Annotated in this window: 7 protein-coding genes; all 7 read right to left on the reverse strand. The window is 58.4% G+C overall.

Annotated features, from left to right (window positions below):
* Positions 1-9: 9 nt before the first annotated feature.
* The 7 genes from NQF87_RS07210 to leuS all read right to left on the reverse strand — a co-directional run bounded on the left by NQF87_RS07210 (position 10) and on the right by leuS (position 12402).
* On the reverse strand, positions 10-2400 hold the full coding sequence (locus NQF87_RS07210) for a TonB-dependent receptor (protein WP_266127733.1): 2391 nt from the start codon (positions 2398-2400) through the stop codon (positions 10-12).
* 351 nt (positions 2401-2751) lie between these two features.
* Positions 2752-5073, reverse strand: a complete 2322-nt coding sequence (locus NQF87_RS07215) for a TonB-dependent receptor (protein WP_266127734.1) — start codon at positions 5071-5073, stop codon at positions 2752-2754.
* Positions 5074-5419: 346 nt separating this feature from the next.
* Complete coding sequence (locus NQF87_RS08790) at positions 5420-6946, reverse strand: TonB-dependent receptor (RefSeq protein ID WP_323670720.1); 1527 nt, start codon at positions 6944-6946, stop codon at positions 5420-5422.
* A complete protein-coding gene (locus NQF87_RS08795; RefSeq protein ID WP_323670721.1) occupies positions 6934-7782 on the reverse strand; it encodes a TonB-dependent receptor in 849 nt (282 codons plus the stop codon). Before NQF87_RS08795 ends, NQF87_RS08790 begins: the two co-directional genes overlap by 13 nt.
* A 239-nt stretch (positions 7783-8021) precedes the next feature.
* Positions 8022-9032 (reverse strand): DNA polymerase III subunit delta, encoded by a 1011-nt coding sequence (gene holA / locus NQF87_RS07225; protein WP_266127735.1) that lies wholly within the window; start codon positions 9030-9032, stop codon positions 8022-8024.
* On the reverse strand, positions 9029-9775 hold the full coding sequence (locus NQF87_RS07230) for a hypothetical protein (RefSeq protein ID WP_266127736.1): 747 nt from the start codon (positions 9773-9775) through the stop codon (positions 9029-9031). Before NQF87_RS07230 ends, holA begins: the two co-directional genes overlap by 4 nt.
* 14 nt (positions 9776-9789) lie before the next feature.
* Positions 9790-12402, reverse strand: a complete 2613-nt coding sequence (leuS, locus tag NQF87_RS07235; protein WP_266127737.1) for a leucine--tRNA ligase — start codon at positions 12400-12402, stop codon at positions 9790-9792.
* Positions 12403-12406: the final 4 nt, after the last annotated feature.

A 12406-nucleotide genomic window follows, 5' to 3' on the forward strand; every position in this document is an offset into this window, starting at 1 on the left:
TCCCGACACTCAGTAATCCATCGTCAGGCGACCAAGGAATGTCCGGCCTGGGGCTGGCGTGGCATAGCCGCTGAACAGGCTGTTATAGTTCAAACGGTTCGCCAGATTGTACCCGTTGAGGGACACCTGCCAGTGCCGCCCGAAATGGTGGGAAATGACGGAGTCGAAATCCACGTTTGCAGGCACTCTGGTCGTGTTGTTGTTGTCCAGATACACGCCCTGACGCCATGTCAGGCCACCACCAATCGTGAAATTCCACGGTGTGCCGGAAAAGGCCTCATAGGCAGACCAGAGAGTCGCCTGATTATGCGGCACATACTGAATCTGGTTATGCATCTTCCCGCCACCATTCGGCGATGTCTTCGGATCATACAGGGCGTAGGTTGCCGTGACGTTCCAGCCCGGCAGGATCATGCCACCGACGGAAAGTTCCATACCCTGGTTGCGCTGCTGGGCACCCGTATTGATGGTGGAGTTGGAGACCGGATCAGTCGTCAGGGCATTGTCCTTGTCCAGACGGAAGAGCGAGATGGTCGCCCCCAGACGGTCATGCAGCAGGCTGAACTTACTGCCCACCTCATACAGACGGGCACGCTGCGGCCTGGTGTCCACCGTTCCCTGTGATCCCGGACGGACCGGAATGGCCCCGCTGGTCACATACATGCCCGTCGGCGTGGTGGAACTGGCATAGGTGAAATAGACCGTCTGCCATTTCGCCGGTGTCAGCACGAGGCTGGCCGTGGGGTTGAAGGTGTTGGTCGTCTGCGGGAATTTCTTGTCCGGATTGTCCGGCAGCTCGGAAAGACCGGAAGTCCAGTAATTGCTCTGCCAGCGGTCCCAGCGGAACCCGCCCTTGATGGACGCCCATTTCGTCAGCCATATCTGGTCATACAGGAAGATGCCCGTATCAAACCCGTAACCCCGGCTGTTCGGCTTCTTTCCGATACCGGCAATATTGGGCATGGAGTCCGCCTGAGCCGAGACACGACGGACCATCGCATCCGGTACATTATGCGGGTCAGGATACAGCATGTTGGCTGTCGGCACCGCATGGATGAGCGAAGCCCCTGCATAGGTATCCTGATGACGGGAATCATGGACATATTCCATGTCAAACCCGGTCACGACCTGATGACGCAGGAACCCCGTATTGAAGTCAGCCTGCAACGAGGCGACATCCTGGAAAGACCAGCTGTTCTGCTTGTAAGGCAGCGGCACGCTTCCGTTGGTGTTACGGGTGATCACCCCGGCACCATAATTGCCACTGTTGAGCGCATTGACGCATTTCGTGCCGCACTGAACCTTGGAGGCCTCAAAGTCACGGCTATATTCACCAAAGCGCAGATCATTATGGAATGTCAGATGATCGCTGAAGATGTGCTTCAGGCGCAGCGTCTCCATCGTGTCATCCGTGTGGTTGTGGTCCTGCTGCTTGCCGTACCAGTTCTGACGGGGCACGCCATATTCCGAGATGGGCCGCCCATAGGCGGAGCCACGGGCCTGCACGACAGGCATACCATAATCCGGAATGCTGTTGTCCGTCTCATGCGTCACCTGAAGGACAACCGTCGTCTTCGTCCCCAGACCAAAAGCAATGGAGGGGGCAATACCCCAGCGGTGGTCCCAGACATGATCCCGCCCGACCACGTTGTTTGAGGCTCCCAGCCCCTCAAGACGGAAGGCGGTCGTGTCGTTGATGCGTTTGTTGACATCCACCGTGCCACGGAAATAGTCCGCTGACCCGCCACTGAAATCCACATTGTAATGGTCATTGACCGTCGGCGTCTTCGTCACAACGTTGATGGCACCGCCCGTCGTCCCGTTACCGAAAACCTGTGAGGACGGCCCCTTGATGACATTGACCGAATCATAATTGAAACTGTCACGGGAATAGACACCGAAGTCCCGCAGACCGTCTTCATAGATGTCGTTCTGGGCCGGGAAGCCACGGATAAGGAACTGGTCCCCGTTCAGGCCACCGGCCCCTTCCCCGACGGACGCCGTGATGCCGGGAACGTTCCGCAGGGCTTCATCCAGCGACTTCACGTTCTGCTGTTTGATGAGTTCACGGGGCACCACATCGATCGTCTGTGGCGTGTGCATGACATCCTGCGGCAGACGCCCCATGTCATTCCCGGCATGCATCGTGTTGAACGGGTGGCCGATGACATGGATGCGTTCCACCTGCGTGGCCTGCACGCCCTGTGTCTGAGCATCGCCAGTGGACTGGGCCGGTGTCGTGGTAGCTCCACCAGCAGCAGACGTGCGCTTCTCTTCCGAAGTGGATGAACCGCTCTGATGCAGGGCTGTTGTATCAGCAGCATAGGCCCCCCCAGCAACACTGCCCAGCGTCAGGGCAGCTGAAACCGGCTTGAGGCACTGATGAATGAAACGACTCATAAGGGGATGCTCCACGGCAGAACTGACATGACCTCATCAGGAGGCGACGCACACCCATAGATGATAATTATTCTCACTTTCAAACCATAAAAAACATGACAGACTGTTTATGAAAGCGATTGTGTCTTAATTGTCACATTCCGCCTCATTGCCAGCACAATGCCGGTTTTCTGCCTTCTTCAGGCTGCTCAAGAACCTGTCACAGTCCCGTTAATGATTGATGGAACTGATATGTCATCACATGACATAAGCCAGACCGGACATGAGAACAGGAATTCTCTACAGTGCTGTAATGCAGAACGAATCCGGAATGATCCAGGCCGGACAGACAGTCCGGCCTGAAAAGAACGCTCAGTAATCCATGGTCAGGCGGCCAAGGAAGGTCCGTCCCGGGGCTGGCGTGGCATAGCCGCTGAACAGCGTATTGTAATTCAGGCGGTTTGCCAGATTGTACCCGTTGAGGGACACCTGCCAGTGCTGTCCGAAATGATGGGAAATGACCGTGTCAAAATCCACATTCGCAGGCACTCTGGCCGTATTTTTATTGTCCAGATACACGCCCTGCCGCCATGTCAGGCCCCCACCAATCGTGAAGTTCCACGGCCTGCCGGGGAAGGCTTCATAGGCGGACCAGAGCGTCGCCTGATTATGCGGCACATACTGAATCTGGTCATGCATCTTCCCGCCACCATCACCGGAAGTCTTGGGGTCATACAGGGCGTAAGTCCCGGTGATGTTCCAGCCCGGCAGAATCATGCCCCCCAGTGACAGCTCCATCCCCTGGTTGCGCTGCTGGGCACCCGTATTGATGGTGGAGTTGGAGACCGGATCAGTCGTCAGGGCATTGTCCTTGTCCAGACGGAAGAGCGAGATGGTCGCACCCAGACGGTCATGCAGGAAGCTGAATTTGCTGCCCACCTCATAGAGACGGGCGTGCTGCGGATGATTGTCCACCGTCCCCTCATTCTTCCCCGGCCGTACGGGCACGGCCCCGCTGGTCACATACATGCCCGTCGGTGTGGTGGAACTGGCATAGGTGAAATAGACCGTCTGCCAGCTGGTCGGCGTCAGCACGAGGCTGGCCGTGGGGTTGAAGGTGTTCTTCGTCTGCGGGAAATGCTGATCCGCATTGGAAACGGGACGGTTCCTGTCATTCAGGGTCGTGGCAGGGCCGCCCGTGACGTCATAGCCACTCTGCCAGCGGTCCCAGCGGAACCCGCCCTTGATGGACGCCCATTTCGTCAGCCATATCTGGTCATACAGGAAGATGCCCGTATCAAACCCGTAGCCATGATTGTCCGGTTTCCTGCCCAGACCGGCGATGTAGGGCATCTTCCTGGGGTTGTTCTCTCCCGGAATGCGCCGTGCCTGCGCATCCGTCACCTCATGCGGGTTGGAATACAGCAGATTGGCGGCCGGAATGGTACCCGCATACACATCCTGATGGCGGGAATCATGGACATATTCCATGTCAAATCCGGTCACGACCTGATGCCGCAGAGACCATGTTTTGAAATCAGCCTGCAACGAGGCGACATCCTGAAAAGACCAGCTGTTCTGCTTGTAGGGCAGAGGCACGCTGTTGCCTGGTGTCGTGCGGTTCACCAGCCCCCGGCCATAATCCCCGCTATTGAGGGCCTGAACACATCCTGCCCTGCACACGACCTTGGAAGCCTCGAAGTTGCGGCTGTATTCCCCAAAACGCAGGTCATTATGGAAGGTGAAATGCCGGTTGAAGATATGCTTCAGCCGCAGCGTCTCCATCGTGTCATCCGTATGGTTATGATCCTGCTGTTTGCCGAAGAAATTATGCCGTGGCACGCCATATTCAGAAAGCGGCCGCCCGTAAGCTGATCCCCGTGCCTTGACGACCGGCATCCCGAAATCGGGCACGCTGTTATCGGTCTGATGCATGACCTGAAGGACAACCGTCGTCTTCGTCCCCATCCCGAAGGCAATGGAAGGCGCAATGCCCCAGCGGTGATCCCAGACATGATCCCGCCCGACCACGTTATTGGAGGCTCCCAGCCCCTCAAGACGGAAAGCAGTCCTGTCATTGATGGTCTTGTTGACATCCACCGTGCCACGGAAATAGTCCGCTGAGCCGCCACTGAAATCCACGTTGTAGTGATCATTGGCTGTGGGCGTCTTCGTCACGACATTGATGGCACCGCCCGTCGTCCCGTTACCGAAAACCTGTGAAGACGGCCCCTTGATGACATTGACCGAATCATAATTGAAACTGTCACGGGCATAGACACCGAAGTCCCGCAGACCGTCTTCATAGATGTCGTTCTGGGCCGGGAACCCACGGATAAGGAACTGGTCTCCATTCAGGCCACCGGCCCCTTCCCCGACGGACGCCGTAATGCCGGGCACGTTGCGCAGGGCTTCATCCAGCGACTTCACGTTCTGCTGTCTGATGAGTTCACGGGGCACCACGTCAATCGTCTGCGGCGTGTGCATGACATCCTGCGGCAGACGCCCCATGTCATTCCCAGCGTGCATCGTGTTGAAGGGATGACCGATGACGTGAATATGTTCCACCTGCGTGGCCTGAACACCCTGTGTCCGGGCATCCTGGACAGGCTGTGGTGGCATGACCGTTCCCTGTCCCACAGGGATGGTTTCTTCCGGTGATGAGGCAGCGGCTTCACAGGCTCCCCCTGTCACACTCCCTAAAGTGATTACCGCTGAAACCGGTCTGAAACACTGATGGATAAATCGACTCATGGAACAACCTCTGCTGAAAGGGTCACGCACGTCCCAGCGGGACAGCCGCTCCATAAATGCGATTAATTCTTAATTTTAACTTTAAGGAGCTGTTCCCGTTCCATGGAAGGCCAGTAAATGTGTCGGAAACAACACATTTACTTTAATCTTCATTTCACTTCCTATGAATCAACGCCCTGCCACGTCCGGTGCCTGTTAATGAACACAGACAGCCCCACAAAAACAGTGCGCCCTTCCCGGAAAGGAAGAGCGCACTCCAGAGACCATCCCTCTGACTGGCTAGGGATCAGTAATCCATGCTCAGCCGCCCGAGGAAGGCACGGCCGGGAGCCGGTGTCACACGGTTGGTGAAGAGCGAGTTATAGTTGAGACGGTTGGAGAGGTTGTAGGCATTCAGCGACACGACCCAGTGCCGGTTGATGCGGTGCGAAATGTAGGAATCGAACTCCACATTCGCCGGAACCTTGGCCGTATTGGCAAGGTCCAGATACACGCCCTCACGCCATGTCAGCCCCCCGCCAATGGTGAAGTTCCAGAGCTTGCCGGGGAACGCCTCATAAGCGGACCAGACGGTTGCCTGATTATGCGGCACATACTGGATGTTCCGGCCATGATTGGCCCCGGACATCACCCGTGGGTCATACAGGGCGTAGGTCGCCGTGATGTTCCAACCCGGCAGGATCATGCCGTCCAGAGACAGTTCCAGCCCCTGGTTGCGTTCCTTCACGCCTGTAGCCAAAACCTGCCCGGCAATCGGGTCCGTGGTCAGGGCGTTGCTCTTGTCCAGCCGGAAGAGCGAGATCGTGGCTCCAAGGCGGTCATGCAGCAGGCTCATCTTGGACCCGACTTCATAAAGCTGAGACCGTTCCGGCTGCGTAGCCACCTGCCCGTTCACAGGGCGGATCGGCAGGGCACCGTTCGTCACGTACATGCCCATCGGCGTCGTGGAACTGGCATAGGTGAAATAGAAAGTCTGCCAGCTGTTGGGGGTGATCAGCAGGCTGGCGGTCGGATTGATGACGCCCTTCGTGTCATGATAATCCAGAGCCGTCGAAGGGGCCTTCCCCTGCGGGCCACGTTCCGCTGCACTTTCCTGTCCATCAGCACCCCATGTCTTGTACATGGTCTGCCAGCGGTCCCAGCGCAGCCCGCCCTTGACGGACAGCCACTTCGTGAACCACATCTGGTCATACAGGAACAGCCCCGTATCAAATCCGTAACCACGGGAATCCGGCCGTCCCAGATTGTAATTGGTATTCTTCCAGCAGTTCCCGGAATCGGCACGGCAGGTTGAGTAACCATAGTTGTCACGCTGCGGATTATAGGTATTCTGCCACGGAATGGCCCGGTGCGCCCCAACGGCATCATAAGCATATTGACGCCGGGAATCCTGCACATATTCCATATCGAACCCGGTCACGAGCTGATGCCGCAGGAAGCCCGTGTTGAAGTCTGCCTGAAGGGAAGCAACATCCTGGAAAGACCAGCTCGACTGCTTGTACGGCATCGGGCCACCATTGAGGCCAATCCCGGCTGCCGGATCGACCTTCTTGTAGCCCGGATTATAGATCTGCATTTCCGAGCAGGACGCATTGGCACATTGCGGCGTGGATGCCGCAAAGTCGCGGCTATATTCCCCGAAACGCAGGTCATTATGGAACGTGAAGTGCCGGTTGAAGACATGCTTCAGCCGTAACGTCTCCATCGTGTCATCACTATTGTCATGGTCCTGCGTCTTTCCGTACCAGTTGCTCCGGGACACGCCAAAAGCCGATGATCTTTCCGTGATGGGATGGCCATTCACGACCGGCACACCGTAATCCGGGATGTCTGGTGCATGACCTGAAGGACGACGGTCGTCTTTGTTCCGATTCCAAAAGAAATGGACGGAGCCAAACCCCAGCGATGGGAATGGACGTAATCACGCCCCACCACCTCATTGGAATTCCCCATCCCTGCGATGCGGAACGCTGACGTATCATTGATGCGCTGATTCACATCCACGACACCACGATAGAAATTGCCTGACCCGCCACTGAAATCGACACCGTAATGGTCCTTCAGGGTTGGGGTCTTGGTGATGATGTTGATGGCACCGCCTGTCGTCCCGTTACCGAAGACCTCCGATGAAGGCCCCTTGATGACATTGACGGAGTCCTGAAAGAAGCTGTCACGGGTATAGACACCGAAATCCCGCAGGCCATCCTCATAAATGTCGTTCTGTGCAGGGAAACCACGGATGAGGAACTGGTCACCGCTCATGCCACCGGCCCCTTCCCCGACCGAAGAGGTGATGCCGGGAACGTTCTTCAGGGCCTCATCAAGGGATTTCACATTCTGCTGCCTGATGAGTTCACGGGGCACCACATCAATCGTCTGCGCCGTGTGCATGACATCCTGCGGCATACGGCCCATGTCGTTGCTGGCGTGCATCGTGTTGAACGGATGACCGACAACATGAATCTGCTCGACACCCCTGGCCTGAACACCCTTCCTTTCATCCGCATCTTCAGCAGACCCCATGGGAGCGGCCGCATCCTGCGTGACATTGGCCTGCGTCTCTGAAGCAGCATGGGCACCACCGACAACGCCCCCCAGTGTCAGGGCTGCTGACAACGGCTTGAGACCACTACGGATGAAACGACTCATGAACACCACCAGAAAAAGGGAAAGATTGTGTCCATCTAAATGATAATCATTATCATTCTATACTAAAGTTTAATTTAATGTTGCAGCACATCTCCCATCATTTCAGGATGTAAGATGAAAAAACCCTATTTTTCAGAAGATTAACTATCCGCAATAAACAGGATAACCAATCACAGACGTGATAGATTGTGACATTTTCTATGATAGATCAGCCCGTCAAAGCCCGGTCAGGACCACCCTCAGTCCTGCTCGAAGGCCCGGGGATGACACAACCTGACCAGATGACGGCAGCAGAGCAGCTCTTCGGGTGTTCCACTCTGCTTGCAGGCCAGCTCCAGTGCCTGCGTCGCCTGCGCTGCCCGTGAGAGGGCTGGAAGAGGCCACCGCCTCAACCCCGCCAGAAACTCATCCTTACGGCGGAAAAAGACCGGCGGCATCAGGGACGCCATGGCCTCCTGCCTGGTCTGCCCCTCCTGCACCATGAGCAGGGCCTGCTGGAAGCGGTCCAGCACGGAGAGGGTCACGCGGGCAAAAGCGACGGGGCTAGCTCCATCCCCCATCGCCCGCTCGAAAGCCCTGTCAGCCGCCAGACGGTTCCCCGCCAGAGCCGCATAGACGGCATCATCCAGAGACGCCTGCCCGGAATCCCCCACACAGGCCTGCACGTCATCCGCCGTCAGGGTGGTACCGGGTTCGCCATAAAGACACAGCTTCTCCACCTCGCTCCGGACAAGCGTCCGGTCATGGCCCAGATGCCCCAGCAGCCATGCCATGCCATCACGATCCAGACGGATGTCATCTTCCGCCAGAATGTCCGCCACCGTCCGGGCAAGATTCCGCCCTTCCTCCGGGTAGCAGCCAATGGACGCCACTTTCTTATGCTTTTCCGCAAACTGCCGCACTTTGGAGCGGCTTCCCAGCCCCGGCCCTTCCAGAACGATCAGCGTATCGCTCTCATGGTCCAGAGCCGTTTTCAGCGGCCCGAGGGCACCATCCTGCACACCCCGCAGCCAGACAACCCGACGTCCCCCCGTCAGGGACAGGGCAAGGGCCTCTTCCTCCAGCCGGTCCTGTTCCTCCGCTTCCAGTCTAGCCAGCCGAAACGGATCATCCAGATCATCCACCACCGTCAGGACGGCCTCTCTGGCCCGTTCCCGGATCAACCCACCATCATCCCCATGAAGGAGAATGACACGCCAGCTGCCAGCATCCTTCAGAGTCTGCCCGACAGCCTGCGCCATGATCTTCACAGACCGTTATCCTCGTCTTCCTCCAGATTCCGGCTGTCCTCACCCGTCCAGGTGGAGGCATTGTTGCTGCTGCGGCCCACGGCATTGGCCGGGAAACCATCAACACCCAGAGACCGCAGATTGGTCCTCTGCGTACCGGGCAGCTGGTCCAGATACGGGTCCCGGCCCGGACGGATGGATTTCTCCTCCCCCAGAGACTGATGGGCACGGAACCAGATGGCCACCTGCGTGGTGATCTCGTGCGCCAGATTTTCCCCGATACGCTTGTAGAGGGTCTCATTATTGAGAGTCTGGGCGAAATACTGCTCGATATACATGTTGTACCCGTCCAGCGTCCGGGCATAACCCTTGGCCAGAACGGTATTGGTGTCCCCGACACGATAGAGCCGCCAGTCAGCCCAGCCGACACCCCGGGTACGGCCTGACGTGTTGTCCTGATGAATGTCGATCGACTCCAGAGAGGCCGTCGCACTGACACGCAGAATGTAGCCTTCCGGCCGCTCCGGGCCATCGCCTGCCATTTCCTTCTGAAGGCCAAGGCGGACCTCCTGACCGAAACGGGTCGGAATGTTGGCGACAAACACATCCTTCATCTGCCGGCTGACATCAGCATTCTGCTGCCCTGCCTGCCTGCCATAAAGAGGCTGGAACCCGCACGCCCCCAGACTGGCAAGTCCCACCCCGGCCAGCAGGACACCCAGACCCCAGCGGGTCATCTTCTCCATCCGGGAGCTATTGCTCATCCAGCCTCTCCCGCTCAGCCTGCAACCACGAAATTGACGATCCGGTTCGGCACATGGATCTCCTTGACGATCCGCTTGCCTTCCAGTGCCTTCGCAACATTCGGCTCGGCTCTGGCCTGTGCCAGCACGCTCTCTTTCGCCTCATCCGGCGCACAGGTGATCGTGCCACGCAGCTTGCCCAGCACCTGCACGGCAATGGTCACCTTCTTGACAGCCAGCAGGCTCTCATCAGCTTCCGGCCAGCTCCGTTCCACCACCATCGGGCCTTCCGGCTCCAGAAGCAGCATCAGTTCCTCAGCCAGATGCGGCATCATGGGAGAGACCAGCATGGCCAGCACATAGGCCGCTTCACGGCGGGCGGCGGGCAGACCGTCACCCTCCCTGCCCTCAGCGTCACCCAGTGCAGAAGACAGCTCATGAAGACGGGCCACGGCCACATTCGGCGTGAAGCCTTCCAGAGCTTCCGTCACGGCAGCAATGGTACGGTGCGTCACCTGACGCAGCTCCTCCCCGGCTGCACCATGTGCCACATCCGCTCCATCCCTGGCCGCAACGGCCTGAACCTGCCGGTACAGACGCTGCATGAAACGTCCGGCCGCCGCCACACCGGCCGCCGTCCACTCCATGTCCCGTTCCGGCGGGCTGTCGGACAGCACGAACCAGCGGGCCGTATCAGCCCCGTAACGCTCGATGATCTCCACCGGGGACACCGTGTTCCGCTTGGACTTGGACATCTTCTCGGAGCGTCCCACCGTGACGGGATTGCCATTATCCTTGCGGACAACCGCATCCCCACGATGCTCGACCTCTTCGGGATAGAGCCACTGGTTCCCGTCACGATAGCTCTCATGCGTGACCATGCCCTGCGTGAAGAGACCCGCAAATGGCTCACTCACATCCAGATGACCCGTCTTCTTCATCGCACGGGTGAAGAACCGGGCATAGAGCAGATGCAGGATGGCATGTTCAATCCCACCAATATACTGGTCCACGGCCAGCCAGCCATCCGCAGCCTTGCGATCAGTCGGGGTTGCTGCCTTCGGAGCCGTAAAGCGGGCAAAATACCATGAGCTATCCACGAACGTATCGCAGGTATCCGTCTCACGCCGTGCCTCTGCGCCGCATTTCGGGCAGGAAACATGCTTCCATGTCGGATGATGATCCAGCGGGTTGCCCGGCGTGTCGAAACTGACATCCTCCGGCAGCGTCACCGGAAGCTGCTCCTCCAGCACGGGAACAGCCCCACAGGAATCGCAGTAGATGATGGGAATGGGGCAGCCCCAGTACCGCTGGCGGGAAATGCCCCAGTCACGCAGACGCCAGTTGGTCACGCCACGGCCAACTCCCAGCTCTTCCACCCGCTCAATGGCAGCCCGAATGGCCTCCTTCGTGGTCTTCCCGCTCAGGAAGCCGGAATTATAGAGTGTCGCCTCGCCCGTGACGGCCTTCTTTCCCACCGTGAAGCTGGCTTCCTCTTCCCCTGCGGGCAGCAGGACGGACGGAACCTCCAGGCCGTATTTACGGGCAAAGTCCAGATCACGCTGATCCCCACAGGGGCAGCCGAAGACGGCACCCGTGCCATATTCCGTCAGCACAAAATTGGCGATCCAGACCGGAGCCGTCTGCTCCGGATTCAGCGGATTCACCACACGCAGGCCGGTATCGAAGCCACGCTTCTCCATCGTACTCAGGGCTTCTTCAGACGTGCCGACACGCTGGCATTCCTCAACGAAGCCCTGCGCTTCCGGATTGCCCGCAGCGACCTTGCGGGCCAGCGGATGATCCGCCGCAATCCCGATGAAGCTCAGACCGAACAGCGTGTCCGGCCGGGTGGTGAAGACCTCGATGGAATCTTCATCCACATCATAACCCTGCGGCGGATTATGCAGGCTGAAACGGACTTTCGCCCCCTCGGACCGGCCGATCCAGCGTTCCTGCATGATGCGGACACGCTCCGGCCATTTGTCCAGGTCCTTCAGCCCGTCCAGAAGAGGCTCGGCAAAATCGGTGATCTTCAGGAACCACTGGGAGAGTGTCTTCTTCTCCACCAGTGCGCCGGACCGCCAGCCCCGCCCGTCCACAACCTGCTCATTGGCCAGAACGGTCTGGTCCACAGGGTCCCAGTTGACGGATGAATCACGCCGCTCTACAAGCCCGGCAGCCAGCATGTCAAGGAACAGCTTCTGCTGCTGGCCATAATAGTCCGGCAGGCAGGTCGCAATCTCACGCTTCCAGTCCAGCGAGAAACCGAGCCGCTGAAGTGTCCCCCGCATGGTGGCGATGTTCTGGAGGGTCCACTTGCCCGGATGAACGCCCCGTTCCCGTGCGGCGTTTTCGGCGGGCAGGCCGAAAGCATCCCAGCCCATCGGGTGCATCACGGCATAGCCACGTGCCCGCTTGTACCGGGCAACCACATCACCCAGCGTGTAATTGCGTACATGCCCGACATGCAGCTGCCCCGACGGGTAAGGGAACATTTCCAGCACATAATATTTCGGCCTGTCGGCAGGCGGAACATCCGGCACATGGAAAATGTCGGCCTCCGCCCACCGGGCCTGCCAGTGAGGCTCACGGGCATGGAAGTCGAAACTGGAATCAGAAGCGTTGCTGGCTGTCATGTCACTCATCAGA

Origin of the sequence: Bombella dulcis (assembly GCF_026385505.1) — a bacterium.
GTDB lineage: Bacteria > Pseudomonadota > Alphaproteobacteria > Acetobacterales > Acetobacteraceae > Bombella > Bombella dulcis.

Excerpts from the sequence above, each read along its gene's own strand:
- NQF87_RS07210 (WP_266127733.1), bottom strand. The coding sequence starts at position 2,400 with ATGAGTCGTTTCATTCATCAGTGCCTCAAGCCGGTTTCAGCTGCCCTG.
- NQF87_RS08795 (WP_323670721.1), bottom strand. The coding sequence starts at position 7,782 with ATGAGTCGTTTCATCCGTAGTGGTCTCAAGCCGTTGTCAGCAGCCCTG.
- NQF87_RS07230 (WP_266127736.1), bottom strand. The coding sequence starts at position 9,775 with ATGAGCAATAGCTCCCGGATGGAGAAGATGACCCGCTGGGGTCTGGGT.
- leuS (WP_266127737.1), bottom strand. The coding sequence starts at position 12,402 with ATGAGTGACATGACAGCCAGCAACGCTTCTGATTCCAGTTTCGACTTC.